This is a genomic window from Aeromicrobium sp. PE09-221 (assembly GCF_002174305.1).
Classification (GTDB): Bacteria; Actinomycetota; Actinomycetes; order Propionibacteriales; family Nocardioidaceae; genus Aeromicrobium.
The window spans coordinates 94,987-115,030 of the sequence record NZ_MIJB01000024.1; the positions used below are offsets into that span (position 1 = coordinate 94,987).

The window sequence follows — 20,044 nt, forward strand, 5'->3', positions numbered from 1 at the left end:
ATAGCCCAGCTGAAGCAAGGCTAACCTAAGTGGTCTTGCTCGCTGCGATGTCGCGTGTGCTAATGGGCGGATCTCCCCAGCTCCGCCAGCGCGAACAGATGTGAGGGTGTCGTCCGGCCGCGGAGGGTGACGGTCTCGTGCTCGACCCACTCGCTGCCGGCTCCGGCTGCCTCGATACTGGCCTGATCGGCCAGTACGCGCCCCTCGGCCCGCTTGGCCAGGTCGGTGATCCGGGACGCCGCGTTCACCGCATCGCCGATGACCGTGTATTCGAAACGTGACTCGTGCCCGACATATCCGGCAACAACACGACCGGTGGCGACGCCGATGCCGAAGTCGATCTCGGGCATCTCCCGCGGCAACCGCAACGCCATCGACCGGGCCGCCGCGAGGGCCAGGGCCGCATGGTCGTCCCGCTCGGCGGGCGCCCCGAAGACCGCCAGGACCGCGTCACCCATGAACTTGTTGACGAGGCCCTCGTGGGCGTCGACCTCCTGCACCACGACCCCGAAGAACCGGTTGAGGACATCGACCACCTCGGCCGGATCGCGATCCGTCGCGAATCCCGTCGATCCGGTCAGATCGACGAACAGCACCGTCGCCTCCCGCGCCTGACCCCCGAGCTCGATATCAGCGAGCGCGGCCTCAGCGACATCCTGGCCGACCTGGCGTCCGAACACATCCCGGAGCCTTTCGCGCTCACGCAGCCCCATCACCATCTCGTTGAAGCCGACCTGCAGCGCCCCCAACTCGGTGCCGTCGTAGACCGGGACCTCGGTGTCCAAGCGTCCGGCCCGTACGTCGCGCATGGCATCGCGGACCGTCCGCACCGGAGCCGTGACCGCTCGGGCATTGAGCCAGGTGACGAAGAATCCGAACACCAGCACCACCGCGGCGATGACGAGGGTCGTGACCGCCATGAGCCGCAGGTCGATGTCATCGAGCATGAACGACAGCAGCGCCACCGCGAGCAATCCCGCGACCGGCACCCCGGTCCCCAGTGTCCAGAAGACCAGCATCCGGGCCCCGACGCCGAGACGCGCCTGCGGCACAGCGCCCGCCGCCAGCGCCCTGGCCGCGACCGGGCGCAGCGCGAACTCGCTCAGCAGGAAGGCGATGGCCGAGACGATCACCATCGTGATCGTCACCGTGAACCCGGTCGTGATCGCCCGGTCCGGTTGGATGATCACCGCTAGGAGCGTGAAGAGCACGACACCGCCGAGCCACAGCAGTGCCTGGGCGGTGGTCAGGGCGACCGGGACACGCAGCGACCGCCGTAGCTCACGAGGTGTGGGAACTTCGCCACGCAAGGCCCACTGCAAGGCTGACAATGTCCGCGCCGTGCCCCAGCCCAGGCCCACCAAGACCGCGACGGCGACATAGACCGGCACGGCGATCGCCAGCGCGATCACCGTCGCACGGGTCGGGGGCGGCGCGGGGATCACGACCGTCGACAGCACCACCACGATGCCGACTCCGATGAGATGGGTCCCGAGCAGAAGAACGCTCAAGAGCAGCTGGACTCGGACCCGCAGACGGCGGGTCGACTGATCCGGGGGACCGAGGAGACGTGACCCGAACATGCGTGACTCCGCGCGTCCCATGTCCGTTGCTCCTTGTGCGGTCATCAGATGAACGTCTGAACTTCGACGCATCGCTCCACATCAAAGCAGGAACTGGCCTACCGTGGGGCTCAACGCACCGAAAGGAACCAGCATGGCACGAAAGTCCGATGCCGACGTCATCTCGGCATTGCAGCGTCTTACCGACTTCGACGACGCCACCGTCAAAGCACTGGCGAGCACGGGACAGCCCGTGCACATCCCCGCGAACTGGGCCATGGTCGTCGAACATCAGCCCGCCGACAAGGCCTACATCCTGCTCGACGGCTCCGTGGAGATCCGCAAGGACGGAGAGGTCGTCGCCACCTTGCAGCCCGGCGATGTCGTCGGCGAGATCGCCCTGGTGACGGGTCGCCTCCGTAGTGCCACGGTGGTCACCACCACCGATGTCCAGGCACTCCACTTCACGGCCGATGCCTTCGAGGAACTGGCCACGCACAGTCCCGCCTTCGCGGAGACGCTGCGCGACGCCGCGAGGCATCGCCTCGAGGGCTGACGTCCCGGTGGGGCGGGGTTCCCTGCCTCGCCCCACCGGCGGTCAGTGCACCCGTGGCGTCGCGCTGCCGCGACGCACGATGGATCGCCAGCGACCCGGCGCGGACACCACGAGTTGGCACACCGCCCTGCCCTCGCCGAAGGAATCGTCCAACTCCTGCTGCGCACGCTCCACGGCACGGATGATCGCCGGCCCATCGGAGATCTCGTCGATCGACGCGCGGACATCGACCAGGAATACTCCACGCGAGTCGACGCCCTTGCCGCGCGCCGAGCTGATCGGTGCCCCCGCTTCCAGCCGGCGTGCCACCGCCTGAGCGACCGCATCCAGATCGACCCTCACCGCCCCGGCATCGGTACTCGCCCGAGACAGGGCCGGGGGACGCGGCACCGGTTGAGCACGTCGCAGGAGCCACACCAGTGCCAGCAGGGCGAGCAGCACGCCGACACCCGCCGACATCCAGGGCCACCATTCGGTGTCCACGACTGAACCGGAGAACCGGGAGAGATCGAGCGTGGACGACCACTGGGGCACCAGGCCGAGGCTCCACGCCACCACTATCGCTCCCGCTGCCACGGTGAGCAGACCCAAGAGCGCCGCCAGCATCCGGTCCGTGACGCGTCCGTGTCTTCTCATGGGACCTCCACCTCCGTCCGCTTGACGACGATCCGTCGGCCGGTCACCCCGTCGAGCGCCCGCCTCACGGCGTCCTCGACCCGTGTGGCCGCCTCCTCATCGGCACCGGCGGCCTTCACCACGACCCGGCGACGATGCACAGTTGCCGACGCCTCGTACACACCCGGCGTGCGCTCGGCGGCACGCTCGGCGAGCATCGCGATCGCCGGACGGCTGAGCCACAGTCCGGGAGTCGCATCGGTACGGTCATGTGTACGGCGTGCCGGCAGCAGCGCGCAGATCAGCGCGACCAGCCCGATCACGCCGATGACCGTCCCCGCGGCAGTCGTCGCGCCGCCGGACGTGAGGCCGTCGAGTCCGTTGACCGCGTTCTCGTACCACGGGGTCCCCGCCGACCATCCCCGCGCGACCGCCAGGTCACGCACGGTCACCACACCCAGCGCGATCCCCAGCAGTCCGTAGACCGCCACCACACGGGTAGCCAGCGGGCGAGCGGTCGGCACCCTGGATCTGCTCATTGCACCCTCCTCGGGGATGAGGCGTTCTCCACCACGTGGACCGTGACATCGACGCGCTCGACGGTGACGCCGGTCAGCGCCTCAGTGCGCTCGCGTACGTGGTCGCGCACCTGCTCGGCGATCCGTTCGAGTGGCGCGGGCCAGCCCGTGGCGATGTCGATGCTGATCCACGCGTGACCCGCCCGGAGGTCGACCCGAACCGACGGGTAGTCGGTGCCGACCACGGCGAGGCCGGAGTGCCCGACGACCGAACCGCGGACCTCGAGGGCGCTGTGCCGGACGATCCTCTCGACGACCCGGTCGTGCACGTGGAGGTCGCCGCGCTCCTCCGGCGCGCGATCGGCGCCCGTGCCGGGCAGGTCGGCGGCCGCGTACAGCACGTCACTCACGGCGACGACCCGCGAACACATCGCCCAAGTCGATCTCGCCAGCGAGCTGGCGCCCGATGAGCATCCCCCCGCCTCCGAGCACGATCGCCAGCAGGAATCCGAGGAAACCCCCGGTGGTGATCGCCACCGCGATCAGGAGTCCGGCGATGAGGCCGGTAGTCGAACTGTTCATGATCTGTCCTTCACTCCGATGGTTCGCGAGGTCAATCGCCATTGATGTCGGCGAGGTCCTCGACCGTCACATGGGTCGGTCCGGCGGTGATCGCCTCGACGGCGGTACGTACCGCATTCGCGACGGGCAGCACCGGGCGCCCTGCCCTCACGACGATGTGGACCTCCACGCCGTCATCGCCGATCCGTACGCCCGGCACGCGGCCCCCGGGGAGATAGGTAGCGACCTCCCCGAAGACACCCCCGTGCAGGCCGTGGACGCCGTCGATGGCCCGTACGGCCTCGGCGATCGTCTCCGCGCTCGGGTCACTCGACGTGTCGGTCATCGTCTCGCTCGTCGGGCTCGTCGAGGAAGACATCGTGGACCGTGAGATTGACCTCCGTGACCTCCAGGCCGGTCATCCGCTCGACGGCCGTGATGACATTGCGGCGGACCGCGGCCGACAGATCGGCGATCGCGACACCGTAGTCGGCGACCAGATCGATGTCGATGGCGGTCTGCCGCTCACCGACCTCGACGGCCACGCCCTGCGAGCGATCGACCGAGGCTCCGGGAATGCGCTCGCGGATGGCGCTGACCGTGCGGGCCGCACCGCCGCCCAGGTCGTGTACGCCGGCGACCTCGCGCGCGGCGATTCCCGCGATCTTGGAGACGACCGAGTCCGCGATCGTCGTCCGTCCCTGTTCCGTCACCAAAGCCCCGGTACTGCCGCGCTTCTCCACATCCGTGGTGGTCTTCTCAGCCATAATGTGCCCTTCTGTGCAAGTGGTCGATGGGTTGACATCAGGTGAGTCGCTGTACCCCCGGTATTCCTCACGCGCCAGCCAACGTGATGTGTGTCACATTCTTCGACGAGCGCTCCGGGTCCGAAGGAGAGACGATCGCTATGTGGACGATGCCAACCTGGTACGTGCCGCCGTCCTCGGCGATGACGCGGCTTTCGCGGCGATCGTGGACCGGCATGGCCCGAGCATGTTCCGTTTCGCCCGGCGGATGCTGGCCGATGACGACGACGCCGGTGAGGCGGTGCAGGACGCCTTCATCTCCGCGTGGAAGAACATCGAGTCGTTCCAGGGGCGTTCGACGCTCCGCACCTGGTTGTTCAGCCTGACCCACCGGCGCGCGGTCGATATCCGGCGACGCCGTCGTCCGACGCCCACCGACGACGAGATCCTGGCGGGGCGTACCGTTGGCGCACTGGCCGACCCTTCTCGAGTGGTCCTCGAACACGATCTCCTCGCCGCACTGCAGACGACGCTGACCGCACTACCGTGGCGGCAACGGGCAGTATGGGTACTGCGTGAGATCGAGGAGCTCAGCTACGACGAGATCGCCGAGGCGCTCTCGATGAGCCCGGATGCCGTACGGGGCCAGCTGTACCGTGCACGGCGTCACGTCACCGACAGGATGGAGGCCTGGCGATGAATCCCGGCGACCAGACCAGCGCCGCCATCCGCGCCGCCCGCGAGGAGCCCACGCCGGAGGGCTGGTTCACGCTGTCCGATGACATCATGCGACGGGTCCGCCGCATCGTCCGTCCTTCGGTGCCGATGATCGCCTTCAGCGCCGACGGGGATCCCACACACGGCGCGCGATTCTCCCGCGTGCTCGTCGCAGGCCGCGTCGTCGTCGCGGCCATCCGACGGCGTATCGACGACCCGGCCTATCAGGTCGAGGGGATCGACTTGGAGGTGGTCGATGAACGACTGACATCGGTCATCCTCACCATCAGCGGGCGCTATGGCGACGACCTGCTCGCCAGCGCCGAACGAGCTCGCGCCGCGACCCTCGCATGTATCAAGGACCTCCTCGGCCGGGATCCGGGGTTCGGTCCCTCATCGGTCGAGATCGTCGTCGACGATGTCGCCACCGACGGCACATGACCTGGGCCGCTGTTCAGCCGAGCATCGCGGTGGCGACGCGGCTGCGCGGGCGACCCAGTAGATCGGTCATCATCGCTCCCGCCGCGACGACCTTGTCCAGGTCGACCCCTGTCTCGATCCCCAGGCCGGACAGCATCCAGAGCAGGTCCTCGGTGGCCAGATTGCCCGTGGCCGACCCGGCGAACGGACATCCGCCGATGCCTCCTGCGGAGGCGTCGAAACAGGTCACCCCCGACCTCAGGCCCGCTGCGGCATTGGCCAGCGCCTGGCCGTAGGTGTCGTGGAAGTGCAAGGCCAGCAGCTCCGGGCCGATACCGGCTCGACCGTGTGCCGCGATCAGTTCCGTGACGTGCCCGGCGGTTCCCACGCCGATCGTGTCGCCGAGGGAGATCTCAGCGCATCCGCTGTCCACGAGGGAGCGCGAGACCGACACGACGTCGTCGATGGCTACCTCCCCCTCCCACGGGTCGCCGAAGCACATCGAGACATAACCGCGCACCCGCATGCCCGCCCCGGAGGCCTCCTCTATCACTCGTCGCGCCATCTCGAGGCTCTCATCGCGTCCCGCATTGAGATTGCGCCGCGCGAAGGTCTCCGTGGCGCTGACGAAGACGGCGACTGCCCGCGCGCCTGAGAGGCGGGCCCGCTCCAGTCCGCGCCGATTCGGCACCAGCACCGGATGGGCCGACAGCTCACCGCCGAGGCCGGCCATGACCTCGGCAGCGTCCGCGAGCTGCGGGACCCGTCGGGGCGAGACGAAGCTGGTGGCCTCGACCCAGGGGAGACCTGCCGCCCGCAACTGCCTGATGAAGTCGATCTTGGCGACGGAGGGCACGAGAGCAGACTCGGCCTGCAGACCGTCTCGCGCCCCCACCTCGTAGACCGTCACCGACCGTGGGAGGGCTGGATCGCGATGGACGGCCGGATGCTGCCCGCTCATCCCAGCAACACCGGGACCGAGAGCACTGACACGTAGTACGCCATGCACTGCACGCCGACGTGCATGCCGATGACCTTGTTGAGCACGCCGCCGACGAGGCCGACGGTCAACATCACCACGACTCCCCAGAATCCGCCTTCGTAGAGAGCGACCACCAAGACGAGTCCGGCGAAGGCGCCGACGACCGCCTCGTGGCTCAGCCGCTGGGCGACGAAGAAGGCCGCGCGGCGGGCGTATCTGATGGTGAGCGGATACGCCACGAGCGCCGCGGCCAGTACGCCGATCAGGCTGTATACCAGGAACTGAGAGGGGCTGAGGAGGGTATGCAGATTGTGCAGCTCGCTCCCGTCCCCACCGACGGAGAAGATCGGCGGGGCGTTGAAGAGGGGTGCGGCCGCGCCGGCCGCGATCGGGCTCAGCGGCAACCCGACGGCGACCAGCGGGATGAGGGTCTCGGCCAGATACGTCGAGTCGGTGACACCGTTGCGGACCGAGATCACCCGGGTGAGGCGCTGGTAAGCGTGCTTGATCCGGGCGCCGACGATATCGCCGACGAGGATCGCCATCGCGAGCGGACTGACCACGAAGGTCAGACTCGTGACGGTGGCGGCAGCAGCCGTCGTGGAGGCCTCCTTGCGGTTGAGCACGCGGAGCGGGTTCCGGGCCGGACGCGACGAACCACCGGCGTCGGTCTCGGGTGCCAGCCAGAAAGTGGGCCGCCGATCACGCAGCAGAGAGTCCCGCAGCCCGGGTGAGGCCAGTCCGACCATGTCGACGATCATCGGGCCGACGGCCAGTCCGACGAAGAAGCTGATCGCCAGCGTCTTCCCGGTCTCGGCCGAGACGAAGGAGTTGAGGCCGGTGATCATCGCGGTGAGCGGCACCAGTGCGATCACCGACGCCCACCGCCCCTTCGACAGATAGGCGATCACGATGGCGATCAGCGGGAAGAGGTAGGGGATGACCTTCTTGATGTCCTCGGAGATCGTCGCGAGAGCGCTGGCGGCGAGCACAGATACCGGCACAGCGATCAAGGCCGCGAGCACCGCCGCGGAGATCATCTTGCGCAGGGCGATATGCGGTACGCCGAGCCGGCGCAGCGAGTTCGCTTCCTCCATCAAAGCGATGGCCATGGTGTCGCCGGGGATTCCCAACAGGGTGGTGGGCACCGCATGGGTCATGTGCTTGGCCGCGGCCCCGGCGATGAAGAAGGTCAACACCCCTGCGGGCGGCACGCCGAGGAGGACGACCGCCAGGGTCAACGGTGCGAGCGTGGCCGTCTCATCGGTTCCCGAGACCAGGCCGAGGAGGGAGAAGATGACGGCGCCGGCGAGTCCCGCCGCGAGTGCGGTGAGGATGCCGTCGACCAGCTCCGGGTTCATCGCGCTCCTCCCGCACCAGTGCTCGAACCGTCGACCGCTTCTGTTTCGCCAGCCTGGGCACCTTCTTCGATCGCGAGACGACGCTCGGCCTCCTCGAAGACCTCATACAGGCCGATGCGTCGCAGCTCCTCGCGTCCTTCGTCGTCCAGGTCCGCCAGCCGGCCCATGCCGAGCGGCTGACGCGCCAGGTCCAAGGCCGCCTCGATCTGCTGCTCACGATCGAGGGTGCGTTCACTGACGATCCGCTTCGGTTCGAAGAGTCGCGCGCTGATCAGCGCCGCGACCAGGCAAGCGGCCAGACCGGCGAGCATCGCGAAGGTCTTGGCAAGGTCCTGGTTGTCCATCGCCGCGCCGAATCCACGGTGTGCCAGCAAGAAGGTGGGGACCGCGAGCCCGGCACCGAGCAGGACCGAGACCTTCACGTGACGTTCGCTGACGACGTCACCCCACACTTCCACCAGGCCCTCCTCAGGGAGGTGCGTCGAGGATTCTGCCTCGGACATGATGTGTTTCCTCTCCATGACGCGACCCTCAGTGGCTCGCGATATCGATGAACAAGGTGCGGGTGCGGCTGTACTCACGGAGCGCCTCGACACCCTTCTCCCGGCCGTATCCGCTGTCGCGTGTCCCCCCGAACGGCAGCTCGACTCCGCCCCCGGGCGCATAGCCGTTGACATAGCTCTGTCCGACGTCCAAAGAGCGCGCTGTACGCAGCGCTCGGTCGACATCGGTGCACCAGACCGCTGCCGTCAAGCCGTAATCACTGTTGTGCGCGGCGTCGATCGCCTCGGTATCCGAAGAGACGGATGTCACCGCGAGCACGGGACCGAAGACCTCCTGCAAGAAGAGCTCGGCCGTCTGCGCCACCTGGTCGAACAGGACCGGCGGAACGAAGTAGCCACCGCCGGTGTCGGTCATCGGCGTCTGCGCGGCGACCACAGCGCCCTCGCGTTCAGCCCGATCTATGAAGCCCCTGACGCGTTCGGCCTGCATCGCCGAGACGACCGGGCCGACCGTCGGGTCTCCGAGTCCGGGACCGACCGTGGCGGCCGTGAAGAAGGGCGCGAGGGCTGCCACCAGGTCGGCGTGGAGCGACTCGTGCACCACGACTCGTGTCCCCGCTGTGCAGGTTTGACCCGCGTGCAACAGCAAAGCCCGGGCGATGACGGGAACGGCTCGGCCCAGGTCGGCTCCCTCGAGGACGAGATGAGCGGACTTGCCGCCGAGCTCGAGGAGCGCCGGGCGACCACGGTCGGCGCAGGCGGCCGCGACCACGCGGCCGGTGGCCACCGATCCGGTGAAGGAGACATGGTCGACATCGCGATGGGCAACTAGCGCTGACCCTGCCTCAGCGCCCCCGGGCAGCACATTCAGCACTCCGTCGGGGATTCCCGCTTCGCGGGCGAGCCGGGCATAGGCCAATGCCACCAGAGGTGCCTCGTCGGCGGGCTTGACCACGGCGGCGTTGCCGACCGCGAGGGCGGCTCCGACCGAGCGCGCAGTGATCTGGGCAGGATAGTTCCACGGCACGACATGACCGGTCACGCCATGGGGCACCCGTTCCACGACGGCGAGTGAGCCGGGTCCGAGGGGGATCGAATCACCGAGGAATCCCTCGACGACCGATCCATAGAACTCGAAGTACCGTGCTGCGGCCGCGATATCGGCTCGCCCCTGGGCCAGCGGCTTGCCGGTGTCACGTGTCTCGAGGCGGGCGAGCACGTCGGCATCTCGACGCACCAATGCGCCCAACCGGCGCAGCACGGCACCGCGTTCACCGGGTGATCTCTCGGCCCACTGTGGTGCTGCCGCGCGGGCGGTGACGACCGCTGCATCGACCTCCTCGGGGGTGGCGCTCGCGACCGTGGCCAGTGGCTCGCCCGTAGCCGGGTCGACTGTGTCCTTCCAGCGCTGGGGGTCGCGGATGCCTCCGCCGACGGCCAAGCCGAAGCGTCCCGGCAGTCTCGTGCGGTGATCGTCGAGCGCCGAGCGCAGCTCGTCGGGCGCAGGGGTGGATGAAGACAGAGTGTTCATGGTGGATTCCTTCGGATTCAGCTGGCAGCCGGCCGCACGACGGGTTTGACCTCGCGCATCGAGACCATGGCGTCCATCGCGTCAGCGAGCGTGGAAAGGTCGTAGGTGTTCCCGAGCATGCGATCCCACGCGAACCGATCCTGGTAGCGGTCCAGGGCGGTCATCGCGCGGTGATAGTCCCCGATGGCGCCGCTCATCGAACCGATCATGGTGACACCACGGGTCACCACAGTGGCCACATCGACGGGTTGGGGCTGACCGCCCAGCGTGCCCATCAGGACATAGCGCCCATGGCGAGCCATCAGCTGCACCCCCTCGCCCACGACCCCCGGGGCACCGGCCAGCTCGAAGGCGACCGACGCGCCGCGCCCGGTGATCGACATGACCTGCTCCACGCGTTCGGAGGGGTCCGCCGAGGGATCGACCAGCACCGTATGCGTCGCCCCCCATTCCTCGGCGAGGTCGAGACGTTCCTGTGGACCCCCGACCACTACGAGGCGACGGGGGTCGTGGAGTGACAGCAGCGCCGTGGCGAACAGACCAAGAGGACCCGCCCCCTGCACGACGACGGTGTCATCGCGGTCGATCGGCCCGGCAAGGTCGAGCGCCTTGACGACGGTGCGCAGAGCGCAACTCCCCGCCGAGGCCCACGATGACTCGACTCCATCGGGAACCCGGACCCGCCCCGCACCGGGACGAATGACGCCGTACTCGGCGAAACCGCCGGTGAAATGCGGAGGCACCGAGCAGTCATTGAGGTAGCCGATGTACCGGTGCGCGCACAACACGGGGGTCTGCTCGACCGTGCATTCATGGCAGCGACCGCAGGACATGTGCGCCCACACCACGCGATCACCCACCCGCAAGGGCTGGCCGACGCTGTCGACATCGGCTCCCGCACCGATCTCGGCGATCCGTCCGGTCATCTCGTGGCCGAGGATCATCGGCAACTGCACGCCCAGGGACAGGTGGCCCTTCCAGGCGTGAACATCCGATCCGCAGATGGTGGCCGTATCGATCTCGACGACGAGCCCGCCTGGTTCTGCCGTGGGACGGGCGAACTCCTCGATCGAGAAGTCCCCGCCGAAGGAATGCAGTACCGCTGCACGTCCGGTTGTCATGATGTGGCCTCCCGACCTTCCGTATCCGAGGCGGACAGCTCAGCGAGGATCTCCTGCGTGTGCTGGCCGAGTGCTGGTGCCGCGCTCATCGATACTCCCTGGCCCGCGGCGAGTGGACCTCGGGTCATGAGCACGCCGTCCTCTTCCACGAGCAATCCCAGCGCGCGGGCCTGCTCGCTGGCCGCAGCCTCGTCCGGCCGCAGCACGGGCGCGACCAAGACACGCTGCGCGCGCAACCGGGCGACCACCTGGTCGACGCTCACCGGGGCAACGGCACCCTGCACGATCTCCTCGAGCTCGTCGCGGCCTTCGACCCGTCCGGCATTGGTGGCCCACTCGGGTCCACCGAGCTCCTCGGCAAGGTCGAGTGCCACCACGAGGCGCCGGAACATCGCGTCATTCGTCGCGCCCAGCACCACGTACCCGTCGGCGGCGGCGAAGGCGCGATACGGAACGATCGAGGGGTGGGCGCTCCCCCACGATCGCGGTGGCCCGCCTCCGGCGGAGGATGCCGTGATGACCGTCCCGAGGGAACTGAGGGCGGTGGCGTACAGCGACACGTCGATGCGTCGGCCGCGGTGTGTCCGGCCTCGTTCGACCAGGGCAGCGAGGATGCCGTTGATCATCGTGAGACCTGTCGCGATATCGACCATGGCGACACCGAAGCGGACGGGTGCTGCTCCCGGCTCACCCGTGACGCTCATCAATCCCGATTCGGCTTCGACGATCACCTCGGTCCCCGCATCCGAAGCCATCGGCCCGCTGCGGCCGAATCCCGTGATGGACGCGTAGATCAGCTGCGGGTGGCGCGCCATGACCTGTTCGGCATCGAGCCCGAGACGCTCGGGGACACCCGGCCGGAAGTTCTCGACCACCACATCCGCGGAGGCAAGCAGCCGATCGACGGTTCTGCGACCCTCCTCGACGCTGAGGTCGACCTCGATACTGCGTTTGCCACGGTTCACCGCGTGGAAGTAGGCACTGGAGTGATCGATGAAGGGCGGACCCCATGCTCGGGTCTCATCGCCGACCTCGGGCATCTCCACTTTGATGACATCGGCACCCAGCTCGGCAAGGGTCATCGTGGCGTAGGGGCCGGCCAGCACTCGGGTGAAGTCGATGACCCGCACCCCCGCGAGGGGTTGGAAGTCAGGGGAGGAGGCGGTGCTGATGGCGTGGATATCGGGGTCCGCACCGGGGCGGGCGAGGGCTGAACTCATCACTCACTCTCTTGGTCCCGCAGGACGCTGTTCGGGGTGTCACCTGTCACATCGGCGATGTAACCGCCGTCACGCTACGCGCTCTCGCTGACACTCTGCACGCCTCAATATGCATCGATTAATGCGCTCAGTGGGATAATCACCCCATGGCTCTCCCCGACGTAGAACTCCGCTCCGCGCGACTCGTGCTGGAGGTCGCCGAGCACCGCAGCTTCACCACAGCCGCCGAAGCAGTCCACCTCTCACAAAGCGCCTTGAGCCGCGCCGTCAACGACGTCGAGAGGCGCCTGGGCGTGCGTCTCTTCGACCGCACGACCCGGTCGGTGCGCGCCACACCCGCCGGCGCAGAGTTCGTGCGGATCGCGCGCCGGATGGTGAGCCAGCACGAGCGCGACATGCGCGAGCTCGCCCTCTACCGCGATGGCCTGGGCGGGATCGTGCGCATCTCATCGCTCCCATCGGTGGCCGCCACCATACTGCCGGGCGTCGTCGCGCGGATGCGGACCAGCGCTCCTGATGTCACCGTCGACATTCATGACACCCTCGCACATGACGCGACGGAGGATCTGCTGGCCGGTCGGGCCGATCTCGCCATCACCAGCGACGACGACCTTCCCGAGTCGGTCGTCTTCCTCCCGCTCTACAGCGACAGCTTCCACGCCGTCCATCCCCGCGATCACCACTTCAGCGACCACCCGACGGTGAGCTGGCATGCGCTGGCCGCCGAGCCGATGGTGGCCTTCGGCCCCGCTTCCAGCCTGCGCGCGCTCACCGATCGCACCTTCGAGACCCTCGGCACGCGACCCGAGGAGGTCCTGGAAGCTCAGAACCTCGCGGTCATCGCGGGCCTGGTGGCCGCTGGGCTCGGGGTGGCGGCGGCACCGGCGACCGTGCTGCCCCTGATGTCCTTCGCCGACCTGTCGACGACACCATTGGTCGATCCGCAGGTCGATCGCCGACTCGGGATCGCGCGCGCCGCGGACCGCTCACTCTCCCCCGCCGCACAGCGGGTGATCGGGATGCTGACCGAGCTCACGACCGATCAGCGTCAGCGGGCGGAACGGGCACGGTCGCATCGGTGAGATGCTCCAGATAGGCCGCGAACCGCTGCAGATCGTCCAGATCCCAGGAGCTCAGTGCGCGCTGCATGAGGATCCGACTGGACGGGCCGATCGCCGCGAGCCGTTCGGATCCGTGCTCAGTCAGCGCGATGATGCGCGAGCGCCGATCCGATGCGGAGGCGGTGACCTCGACGAGTCCGAGATCGGCGAGCTGACGCACCTGCCTGCTCGTCGAACTCGGGTCCACCTCGAGGCACTCGGACAGCTGCCCGGCCGACTGCGCCCCATGGCGCTCGAGCATCCGCAGGATCCGCAGCCCGAAGGGCTGCAGGTTCTCGTCGACCTGCCCCGCGGCGTCACGGAGGATCACCCGGACACGGCTGCCCAGGGCACTCATGGCGTCCTCGACCGCCACGACCGCTTCGGCGACCCGCGGATCGGCGTGGGCGAGCGGATCGGGCGTCGTCATGTTCACGACCTCATTGTCGCGGGTGTCGCCTCGTCGTCGTCCACCCGATGCTCCTCGGCGCTCCTCGGACCCTCGACCCCGGCCATGTCCGCGGCGACCTTCTCGGCCTTCGCGCGCGCCTGCACCGCCGTCATCGTGCCCAGATCCTGCCTGGGGAGCAGCGCGATCGCCAAGAGGGCCACGATCGCGAGGGGGACGGTGAGGAGGAAGACGTATCCGATGGCCGAGCCGTAGGCATGCTCGACGATGCTCGCCGCCGCCGGCGGGAGATCTGCGATCTTCGGCACCGTTCCGCCCGCGAGCGCCTGCGCGGCCTGCGCCTGCTGCTCGGGGTCGAGCGAGGCCAGGCCTTCGGTGATGCGATCCTTGACCTGCAGCGCGAGGACCGATCCGAGCACCGAGACGCCCGCCGTGCCGCCGATCGTGCGGAAGAACGTGATCGCACTCGTGGCGACACCGAGATTCTCCACGGCGATCGAGTTCTGGACCACGAGCACCAGGTTCTGCATCAGCATGCCCAATCCGGCGCCCAGCACCAGCATCGCGAGCGAGACGAACCACATCGGCGAGTCCCCGTCGAGGCGGCCCAGCATGACCGAGCCGACGATCGCGGTGACGGCGCCGGTCACCATGACCGGCTTCCAGCGGCCGGTGCGCGTGATGACCTGGCCGAACACGGTCGACGCGGTGAACAGGCCGGCCATCATCGGGATCGTGAGGAGCCCGGACTGGGTCGGCGTAGCACCGCGTGCGAGCTGCATGTACTGCGCGAGGAAGACGGCCGTGCCGAACATCAGGACGCCGACCGCCAGGCTGGCGATCACCGTGAGGGTGAACGTGCGATCGCGGAACATCGTCATCGGCACGAGCGGGTTGGCCACGCGCAGCTCGGTGACCACGGCCAGCACGAGCAGCAGCACCGAGCCGCCCACCATCCAGGCGGTCTCGACCGACGCCCACGCGAAGTTGTGGTCGACGAGGCTCACCCAGATGAGCAGCATCGAGATGCCGGCGGTGATGAACACCGCGCCGAGATAGTCGATCTTCGGCTTGGCGCGGCCATGCTTGGGCAGGTGGAGGGTCAGCTGCAGCATGATCAGCGCGGCGATCGCGACGGGCATCGCCACGAAGAAGTTCCACCGCCAGCCGATCGCATCGGTGATGACGCCGCCCAGCAACGGTCCGCCGACCGATCCGACCGCCATGACCGCCCCGAAGAGGCCGGCGTAGCGGCCACGCTCTCGCGGGGAGATGATGTCGGCCAGGATGATCTGGCTCAGAGCAGCCAGACCGCCTGCGCCCAGACCCTGCACGACGCGGGCTCCGATGAGGAAGTCGGTGCTGTGCGAGAATCCGGCCGCGGCCGAGCCGAGCACGAAGATCGACAAGGCGAGCTGGATCAGCAGCTTGCGGTTGAAGATATCGGCCAGCTTGCCCCAGACCGGCGTCGAGACCGCCATCGCCAGCATCGTCGCCGTCACCACCCAGGTGTACGACGATTGAGAGCCCCCCAGGTCCGCGATGATCAGCGGCAGCGAGGTGGAGACCACGGTTCCCGCGAGGATCGACACGAACATCCCCATGAGCAGGCCGGACAAGGCCCGCAGGATTTCACGATGCGTCATCGATGGCGCTGTCGACTCAGCCAAAGCACACTCTTCTCAGTAGTTGATCAAAGTCAATAATTGACCTTTGTCAACCATATGTCGAGACACCTGTCTCGCCAAGCGGAAGAGAGGATGACGTGGACCACGCCTGCGAAGGGGCTCACTGCACGAGCTTGAGCCCCACGATGCAGCCGACCAGACCGAGCAGCAACAGGACCTTGGCCAGCGACACCGGCTCGACACCGGTCGCCATCGCGTAGACCACCGTGAGGCTCGCGCCGATGCCCACCCAGACCGCATAGGCCGTGCCGGTCGGCAGATCGCGCATCGCCCAGGCCAGGCCCCCCATGCTGATCACGACCGAGACCGCGAATACGACGGTGGGGACCAGCCGGGTGAAGCCCTCGGACCTGCCGAGCGCCGTCGCCCAGACGGCCTCGAACACACCGGACACCACGAGGATCAACCACGACACGACCATTACTCCTTCGATGGCCGTCTTGTCGCACTCCGGGTACGGCTCTCCTCGTCCGGGGACCGGGAAGGTCCTGACTCCAGGATGGCACACCGGCCCACTCGGCGAGCCTCCCCTCGACCGTCACCGTAGGGTCGAAGCGTGAGTACGACGACCCCTGCTCCACGGTTGAGACTGCTCGACGGCCTGAGGATCGGCGCCGCGATCGGGGTCATTCTGTATCACTACACGGGGCGCTATCCGAGCCAGGTCGAGGACTTCGGCTGGTTCGCCCATGTCACGACCTATGCGGCGGTCGGAGTCTACCTGTTCTTCATGATCAGCGGCTTCGTCATCCTCATGACCGCCTGGGGACGGGACCTCCCGAACTACATCGGCTCCCGCGTGGGACGGCTGTTCCCCACCTATTGGGCCGCCGTGCTGATCGCCGGACTCATCGTCTTCGCGCTGCGCCCCTCCTTCCCCGGCGATCCTTGGAAGGAGCTGGGATGGGATGACTGGGCGCTCAACTTCACGATGGTCCACTCGGCCTTCGGCGCGGAGAATATCGACGGCATCTACTGGACGCTCTACATGGAGCTCAAGTTCTATGTCCTGATCGCCCTGTTCATGCTGATCGGCATCACCCGCCACCGGATCCTCGCCTTCGTCCTGGCCTGGCCCGTCCTCGGCGCCCTCGCCCAGGAGAACGGCGGGGACGTCCTCGCAGAGATCCTCATGCCGCACTACGCGCCGCTCTTCGCGATCGGCATGGTGCTCTACCTCGTCCACCTCGACGGCCGCTTCCGGCCGGACACGACGCTCGCGCTCGGATTCAACCTCGCCTTCATGGCGTACCAGAGCAATGGACCGTATGCGGCCTTCATGACACGCACGGACGAGATCACGGCCAACGGCGGGATCATCGCCGTGATCCTGCTGGTCGGTGTGGTCACGATCTGGGCCTTCTCCTGCACCCGGCTCCAGCATGTCCGCTGGGGCTGGCTGACGACGGCCGGGGCCCTGACCTATCCGCTCTATCTGGTCCACGAGCGGCTCGGCTGGTACGTCATCGAAGTGCTCCAGCGCCACGACTGGGCCGCGTGGCCAGCCATGCTCGCCGCCGTCGCCACGGTCTTCGCCGCGGCCTATGTCCTCTACCGTTGCGTCGACGTGCCCTTCAGCGGCCGGCTGCGCCGCGCCGTCGAGCATCAGCTCCGGACCCTTGTTCCCGCCTCCAGGGATCGCTGAGATGGCCAGACTGCGCCGGGTCTCGGCGTCCATGCCGGGCTGGGCGCGGGTCCGCCACGGCCGTGGATTCCGCTACCTCGATGAGAACGGGCAGCCTCTCGCGAGAATCGATGTCGAACGATGCAAGAAGCTCGTCATCCCACCCGCCTGGACCGAGGTGTGGATCTGCCCCGTGGAGAACGGACACCTCCAGGCGACCGGCACCGATGATGCCGGGCGTCGTCAGTACCTCTATCACCCGGCGTGGCGGGAGCACCGTGATCGCGAGAAGTTCGCGGGGATGCTCGACTTCGCCGAGGCGCTGCTGCGCAGGCGGCGGGTGGTCCGTCGTCAGCTCCGCGAGGCGGAGGGCCTGCCGCGAGCGCAGGCGGCGGTCTTCGCCCTGCTCGACCTCGGCATGTTCCGCGTCGGCTCGGATCGCTACGCGGACGAGAACGGATCGTACGGCTTGACCACTGTCCGCAAGGAGCACGTGCACGCATCCCCCGACGGCCTCGTCTTCGACTACGCCGCGAAGTCCGGCCAGGAGGTCCACGTCACCGTGAGCGATCCGCTCATCGTCGACGCACTCCTCCCGATGCTGCGACGGCGCAGCGGCGGCGAGGAGCTGCTGGCCTGGCGAGACGACGCGGGCTGGCACGACCTCAACGCCGAGCAGGTCAACGAGTACATCAAGCAGGTCCTGCGCGGGGAGTTCTCCGCCAAGGACTTCCGGACGTGGCGGGGCACGGTCATCGCCGCGCTCTCGCTGGCCCATGCCGACAGATCCACGGCCACGTCACGACGACGCGCGGCGCCGGCGGCCATGCGGGAGGTAGCCGAGCATCTGGGCAATACCCCGGCCATCGCCAAGTCGTCCTATGTGGACCCGCGGGTCGTCGATCTGTTCGAGCAGGGCATCACGCTCGATCCACGCCACCGGATCCCGTCACCGGGTCAGTCGGTGACCTCCTCGGCCGAGCGGGATCTGTTGGCCATCCTCGCCACCGCATAGCGGTACTTCCACACGCTGTAGCCCAGCAGGAACCAGGCGATCGCGGCCGAGAGGAACATGCCGAGGGCGGTCACCGGTCCGCCCGCGGGCAGTCGCGGACCGAACTCGAACCCGAAGACCGAGAACTCCGGGATGATGACATCGACCCACCACACGACGCCCACCGCGAACACGCATGCCGCCCCGAGCGCGCTGAGGATGATCCGTGGCCACGTGGCCACCCCGTACCGGGCCGCCTCGATCGCCCTCGCGTGCAGGGGCTCCAGCGAGCGACGCGCCCAGTGATAGTGCCGCGCGAGCAGGGCCACGCCCGCGACGAGGCCGAGCAGCCCCGGGCCGGGAAGGACGAGCATGAAGAGCCCCAGCACGACCAGTGTCCAACCCAGCACCTCGCTGCCGGTGCGATGAAACCATCCGAGCAGGCGAGAGCGCATAGCCATGAAGACAGCATGCCAGCCGAAGCTGAATGGATGCGAAGAGAACGCACTGCCCCGACGATGGAGGGGTGTCTTCTGCCTCTCATGCGTACCGACTGCTCAGTGACGTCCTCGGCTTCGAGGTACCGCTGCGGATCCGTCTCTGGAACGGACAGGAGCACGGTCCCGCGAACGCGCCGCGGGTCGTGCTCCGCTCCCGCCGGGCCGTGCGCCATCTGCTGTACCGTCCCGGCGAACTGGGAGCGGCGCGCGCCTACGTCACCGGCGAGCTGGACGTCGAGGGCATGGAGTTGGTCGACGCCCTCCGCCAGGTGTGGTCGGCCATCGACGAGGCCCGCGCGCGGGACCCTCGCGCGGCCCGGCTCCGCATCCGTCCCGGCACCCTCGCGCGTGCGGCGGGACTCGCCCTACGGCTGGGGGCTTTAGGTCCTCGTCCGGCACCTCCGGCGGCGGAATCGGCACTGACCGGCGAGAGGCATTCGACCGAGCGCGACCGCGCGGCGATCTCCCATCACTACGACATCTCCAATGAGTTCTATCGACTGCTCATGGACGAGACCATGGCTTACTCGTGCGCCTACTTCTCCGCAGCGGGAATGACCCTGGGCGAGGCACAGCGAGCGAAGCTCGATCTGGTATGCCGTAAGCTCGGCCTGCGGCCCGGCATGCACCTGCTGGACATCGGGTGCGGCTGGGGGTCTTTGACCCTGCACGCCGCCGAGCACTACGACGTCACCGTCACCGGGGTCACGCTCAGCAGCGAACAACGCGATCACGTCGCGGCGGCCGCCGCCGCGAGGGGTGTGGGCGACCGGGTGGAGGTCAGCCTGCGACACTACCGCGAACTCGCCCTGCAGCCCGGAAGCATCGACGCGATCTCCTCGATCGAGATGGGCGAGCACGTCGGTGACGCGGAGTATGTCGACTTCGCCGGCGCCATCCACCACTACCTGCGTCCGCACGGCAGAGCCCTCATCCAGCAGATGTCACGCAGCGGCGAGCACCCCGGCGGAGGCCCCTTCATCGAGACGTACATCGCGCCGGACATGCACATGAAACCGCTGCACCGGACACTCGAGCTCTTCGCGGGAGCCGGTCTGGAGGTCCGCGATGTTCAGGCGCTGCGCGAACACTATCCACGGACAGTGGCCTTCTGGGCCGACCAGCTGGAACAGCACTGGCAGGAAGCGGTCGACCTGCTGGGCGAGGAGACGGCTCGCGTGTGGCGGCTCTATCTGGCGGGCGGTGCGCTCGCCTTCGAGCAGAACCGGATGGGCGTGGATCAACTGCTCCTGGTCAAGCCAGCCACCGATGGGTCGAGCGCGATGCCCGCGACCCCACTGGCCTGGCTCGGCTGA

At 68.1% G+C, this 20,044-nt stretch carries 24 protein-coding genes and 1 riboswitch; of the genes, 7 read left to right on the top strand and 17 right to left on the bottom strand.

Annotated features, from left to right (window positions below; all coding sequences use genetic code 11):
* Positions 1-59: 59 nt before the first annotated feature.
* Positions 60-1,604, bottom strand: a complete 1,545-nt coding sequence (locus tag BHE97_RS12940) for an adenylate/guanylate cyclase domain-containing protein (RefSeq protein WP_087624456.1) — start codon at positions 1,602-1,604, stop codon at positions 60-62.
* 112 nt (positions 1,605-1,716) lie between these two features.
* Between BHE97_RS12940 and BHE97_RS12945 the strand changes: the two genes are divergently transcribed.
* Positions 1,717-2,118 carry a cyclic nucleotide-binding domain-containing protein gene (locus BHE97_RS12945; RefSeq protein WP_087624457.1) on the top strand — a complete coding sequence of 134 codons (402 nt, stop codon included), beginning with the start codon at positions 1,717-1,719 and terminating at the stop codon, positions 2,116-2,118.
* A gap of 42 nt (positions 2,119-2,160) precedes the next feature.
* Here BHE97_RS12945 and BHE97_RS12950 read toward each other — a convergent pair whose 3' ends face one another.
* Genes BHE97_RS12950 through BHE97_RS12975 form a run of 6 tightly spaced genes read right to left on the bottom strand, consistent with a single transcriptional unit; the run spans position 2,161 to position 4,579 of the window.
* Complete coding sequence (locus tag BHE97_RS12950) at positions 2,161-2,754, bottom strand: hypothetical protein (protein WP_140400154.1); 594 nt, start codon at positions 2,752-2,754, stop codon at positions 2,161-2,163.
* The gene (locus tag BHE97_RS12955) at positions 2,751-3,272 is read right to left on the bottom strand and encodes a DUF6286 domain-containing protein (protein WP_140400156.1); all 522 of its coding nucleotides are present in this window, start codon (positions 3,270-3,272) and stop codon (positions 2,751-2,753) included. Before BHE97_RS12955 ends, BHE97_RS12950 begins: the two co-directional genes overlap by 4 nt.
* The gene (locus BHE97_RS12960; protein ID WP_087624460.1) at positions 3,269-3,682 is read right to left on the bottom strand and encodes an Asp23/Gls24 family envelope stress response protein; all 414 of its coding nucleotides are present in this window, start codon (positions 3,680-3,682) and stop codon (positions 3,269-3,271) included. Before BHE97_RS12960 ends, BHE97_RS12955 begins: the two co-directional genes overlap by 4 nt.
* Positions 3,654-3,833 carry a DUF2273 domain-containing protein gene (locus tag BHE97_RS12965; RefSeq protein ID WP_170931412.1) on the bottom strand — a complete coding sequence of 60 codons (180 nt, stop codon included), beginning with the start codon at positions 3,831-3,833 and terminating at the stop codon, positions 3,654-3,656. Before BHE97_RS12965 ends, BHE97_RS12960 begins: the two co-directional genes overlap by 29 nt.
* 31 nt (positions 3,834-3,864) lie before the next feature.
* The gene (locus tag BHE97_RS12970; RefSeq protein WP_087624461.1) at positions 3,865-4,158 is read right to left on the bottom strand and encodes an Asp23/Gls24 family envelope stress response protein; all 294 of its coding nucleotides are present in this window, start codon (positions 4,156-4,158) and stop codon (positions 3,865-3,867) included.
* Positions 4,139-4,579, bottom strand: coding sequence for an Asp23/Gls24 family envelope stress response protein (locus BHE97_RS12975; protein WP_087624462.1), 441 nt, complete (start codon positions 4,577-4,579; stop codon positions 4,139-4,141). Before BHE97_RS12975 ends, BHE97_RS12970 begins: the two co-directional genes overlap by 20 nt.
* A gap of 142 nt (positions 4,580-4,721) precedes the next feature.
* On the opposite strand from BHE97_RS12975, the gene BHE97_RS12980 reads away from it, so the two are divergent.
* Together BHE97_RS12980 and BHE97_RS12985 are read left to right on the top strand one after the other, a co-directional pair.
* Positions 4,722-5,258 carry a sigma-70 family RNA polymerase sigma factor gene (locus BHE97_RS12980; RefSeq protein WP_236757683.1) on the top strand — a complete coding sequence of 179 codons (537 nt, stop codon included), beginning with the start codon at positions 4,722-4,724 and terminating at the stop codon, positions 5,256-5,258.
* Complete coding sequence (locus BHE97_RS12985; RefSeq protein ID WP_087624464.1) at positions 5,255-5,716, top strand: hypothetical protein; 462 nt, start codon at positions 5,255-5,257, stop codon at positions 5,714-5,716. Before BHE97_RS12980 ends, BHE97_RS12985 begins: the two co-directional genes overlap by 4 nt.
* A gap of 13 nt (positions 5,717-5,729) precedes the next feature.
* Here BHE97_RS12985 and BHE97_RS12990 read toward each other — a convergent pair whose 3' ends face one another.
* The 6 genes from BHE97_RS12990 to BHE97_RS13015 are packed head-to-tail and all read right to left on the bottom strand — an operon-like array spanning position 5,730 to position 12,413.
* Positions 5,730-6,656, bottom strand: coding sequence for a hydroxymethylglutaryl-CoA lyase (locus BHE97_RS12990; protein ID WP_087624465.1), 927 nt, complete (start codon positions 6,654-6,656; stop codon positions 5,730-5,732).
* Positions 6,653-8,038: a tripartite tricarboxylate transporter permease gene (locus BHE97_RS12995; protein ID WP_087624466.1), complete on the bottom strand. Its 1,386-nt coding sequence runs from the start codon at positions 8,036-8,038 to the stop codon at positions 6,653-6,655. The genes BHE97_RS12990 and BHE97_RS12995 overlap by 4 nt, the downstream gene beginning before the upstream one ends.
* Positions 8,035-8,541 carry a hypothetical protein gene (locus tag BHE97_RS13000; protein ID WP_087624467.1) on the bottom strand — a complete coding sequence of 169 codons (507 nt, stop codon included), beginning with the start codon at positions 8,539-8,541 and terminating at the stop codon, positions 8,035-8,037. Before BHE97_RS13000 ends, BHE97_RS12995 begins: the two co-directional genes overlap by 4 nt.
* A gap of 28 nt (positions 8,542-8,569) precedes the next feature.
* Positions 8,570-10,072 (bottom strand): aldehyde dehydrogenase family protein, encoded by a 1,503-nt coding sequence (locus BHE97_RS13005; RefSeq protein ID WP_087624468.1) that lies wholly within the window; start codon positions 10,070-10,072, stop codon positions 8,570-8,572.
* Between the two features lie 17 nt (positions 10,073-10,089).
* Complete coding sequence (locus BHE97_RS13010; RefSeq protein ID WP_087624469.1) at positions 10,090-11,193, bottom strand: zinc-binding dehydrogenase; 1,104 nt, start codon at positions 11,191-11,193, stop codon at positions 10,090-10,092.
* A complete protein-coding gene (locus BHE97_RS13015; RefSeq protein ID WP_087624470.1) occupies positions 11,190-12,413 on the bottom strand; it encodes a CoA transferase in 1,224 nt (407 codons plus the stop codon). Before BHE97_RS13015 ends, BHE97_RS13010 begins: the two co-directional genes overlap by 4 nt.
* A 146-nt stretch (positions 12,414-12,559) precedes the next feature.
* Between BHE97_RS13015 and BHE97_RS13020 the strand changes: the two genes are divergently transcribed.
* The gene (locus BHE97_RS13020) at positions 12,560-13,495 is read left to right on the top strand and encodes a LysR family transcriptional regulator (protein WP_087624471.1); all 936 of its coding nucleotides are present in this window, start codon (positions 12,560-12,562) and stop codon (positions 13,493-13,495) included.
* Here BHE97_RS13020 and BHE97_RS13025 read toward each other — a convergent pair.
* From BHE97_RS13025 to BHE97_RS13035, 3 genes are all read right to left on the bottom strand, one after another.
* Positions 13,446-13,943 (bottom strand): MarR family transcriptional regulator, encoded by a 498-nt coding sequence (locus BHE97_RS13025; protein ID WP_087624472.1) that lies wholly within the window; start codon positions 13,941-13,943, stop codon positions 13,446-13,448. The genes BHE97_RS13020 and BHE97_RS13025 overlap by 50 nt on opposite strands.
* 2 nt (positions 13,944-13,945) lie before the next feature.
* Positions 13,946-15,568, bottom strand: a complete 1,623-nt coding sequence (locus BHE97_RS13030) for an MDR family MFS transporter (RefSeq protein ID WP_087624473.1) — start codon at positions 15,566-15,568, stop codon at positions 13,946-13,948.
* Between the two features lie 142 nt (positions 15,569-15,710).
* Positions 15,711-16,031, bottom strand: coding sequence for an SMR family transporter (locus BHE97_RS13035; protein ID WP_087624474.1), 321 nt, complete (start codon positions 16,029-16,031; stop codon positions 15,711-15,713).
* Positions 16,032-16,040: 9 nt separating this feature from the next.
* Positions 16,041-16,103: riboswitch (guanidine-III (ykkC-III) riboswitch) on the bottom strand.
* A 63-nt stretch (positions 16,104-16,166) separates the two neighbouring features.
* Between BHE97_RS13035 and BHE97_RS13040 the strand changes: the two genes are divergently transcribed.
* A complete protein-coding gene (locus tag BHE97_RS13040; protein ID WP_087624475.1) occupies positions 16,167-17,255 on the top strand; it encodes an acyltransferase in 1,089 nt (362 codons plus the stop codon).
* Position 17,256: 1 nt separating this feature from the next.
* Entirely contained in the window at positions 17,257-18,249 is a 993-nt protein-coding gene (locus tag BHE97_RS13045) for a DNA topoisomerase IB (RefSeq protein ID WP_087624476.1), read from the top strand.
* Here BHE97_RS13045 and BHE97_RS13050 read toward each other — a convergent pair.
* Positions 18,192-18,689, bottom strand: coding sequence for a PGPGW domain-containing protein (locus tag BHE97_RS13050; protein ID WP_087624477.1), 498 nt, complete (start codon positions 18,687-18,689; stop codon positions 18,192-18,194). The two genes, BHE97_RS13045 and BHE97_RS13050, sit on opposite strands and share 58 nt — an antisense overlap.
* 65 nt (positions 18,690-18,754) lie before the next feature.
* Here BHE97_RS13050 and BHE97_RS13055 point away from each other — a divergent pair, with 65 nt between their 5' ends.
* Positions 18,755-20,044 carry a cyclopropane-fatty-acyl-phospholipid synthase family protein gene (locus BHE97_RS13055; protein ID WP_201791437.1) on the top strand — a complete coding sequence of 430 codons (1,290 nt, stop codon included), beginning with the start codon at positions 18,755-18,757 and terminating at the stop codon, positions 20,042-20,044.

Bases quoted from the DNA above. Each gene is read 5' to 3' on its own strand.
- BHE97_RS12990 (WP_087624465.1), bottom strand. From the start codon at position 6,656: ATGAGCGGGCAGCATCCGGCCGTCCATCGCGATCCAGCCCTCCCACGG.
- BHE97_RS12965 (WP_170931412.1), bottom strand. From the start codon at position 3,833: ATGAACAGTTCGACTACCGGCCTCATCGCCGGACTCCTGATCGCGGTG.
- BHE97_RS12955 (WP_140400156.1), bottom strand. From the start codon at position 3,272: ATGAGCAGATCCAGGGTGCCGACCGCTCGCCCGCTGGCTACCCGTGTG.
- BHE97_RS12985 (WP_087624464.1), top strand. From the start codon at position 5,255: ATGAATCCCGGCGACCAGACCAGCGCCGCCATCCGCGCCGCCCGCGAG.
- BHE97_RS13035 (WP_087624474.1), bottom strand. From the start codon at position 16,031: ATGGTCGTGTCGTGGTTGATCCTCGTGGTGTCCGGTGTGTTCGAGGCC.
- BHE97_RS13010 (WP_087624469.1), bottom strand. From the start codon at position 11,193: ATGACAACCGGACGTGCAGCGGTACTGCATTCCTTCGGCGGGGACTTC.
- BHE97_RS13045 (WP_087624476.1), top strand. From the start codon at position 17,257: ATGGCCAGACTGCGCCGGGTCTCGGCGTCCATGCCGGGCTGGGCGCGG.
- BHE97_RS12950 (WP_140400154.1), bottom strand. From the start codon at position 2,754: ATGAGAAGACACGGACGCGTCACGGACCGGATGCTGGCGGCGCTCTTG.
- BHE97_RS12960 (WP_087624460.1), bottom strand. From the start codon at position 3,682: ATGTGTTCGCGGGTCGTCGCCGTGAGTGACGTGCTGTACGCGGCCGCC.
- BHE97_RS13000 (WP_087624467.1), bottom strand. From the start codon at position 8,541: ATGTCCGAGGCAGAATCCTCGACGCACCTCCCTGAGGAGGGCCTGGTG.
- BHE97_RS12970 (WP_087624461.1), bottom strand. From the start codon at position 4,158: ATGACCGACACGTCGAGTGACCCGAGCGCGGAGACGATCGCCGAGGCC.
- BHE97_RS13015 (WP_087624470.1), bottom strand. From the start codon at position 12,413: ATGAGTTCAGCCCTCGCCCGCCCCGGTGCGGACCCCGATATCCACGCC.
- BHE97_RS13005 (WP_087624468.1), bottom strand. From the start codon at position 10,072: ATGAACACTCTGTCTTCATCCACCCCTGCGCCCGACGAGCTGCGCTCG.
- BHE97_RS12945 (WP_087624457.1), top strand. From the start codon at position 1,717: ATGGCACGAAAGTCCGATGCCGACGTCATCTCGGCATTGCAGCGTCTT.
- BHE97_RS13030 (WP_087624473.1), bottom strand. From the start codon at position 15,568: ATGACGCATCGTGAAATCCTGCGGGCCTTGTCCGGCCTGCTCATGGGG.
- BHE97_RS13020 (WP_087624471.1), top strand. From the start codon at position 12,560: ATGGCTCTCCCCGACGTAGAACTCCGCTCCGCGCGACTCGTGCTGGAG.
- BHE97_RS13050 (WP_087624477.1), bottom strand. From the start codon at position 18,689: ATGGCTATGCGCTCTCGCCTGCTCGGATGGTTTCATCGCACCGGCAGC.
- BHE97_RS12940 (WP_087624456.1), bottom strand. From the start codon at position 1,604: ATGGGACGCGCGGAGTCACGCATGTTCGGGTCACGTCTCCTCGGTCCC.
- BHE97_RS12975 (WP_087624462.1), bottom strand. From the start codon at position 4,579: ATGGCTGAGAAGACCACCACGGATGTGGAGAAGCGCGGCAGTACCGGG.
- BHE97_RS12995 (WP_087624466.1), bottom strand. From the start codon at position 8,038: ATGAACCCGGAGCTGGTCGACGGCATCCTCACCGCACTCGCGGCGGGA.
- BHE97_RS13025 (WP_087624472.1), bottom strand. From the start codon at position 13,943: ATGACGACGCCCGATCCGCTCGCCCACGCCGATCCGCGGGTCGCCGAA.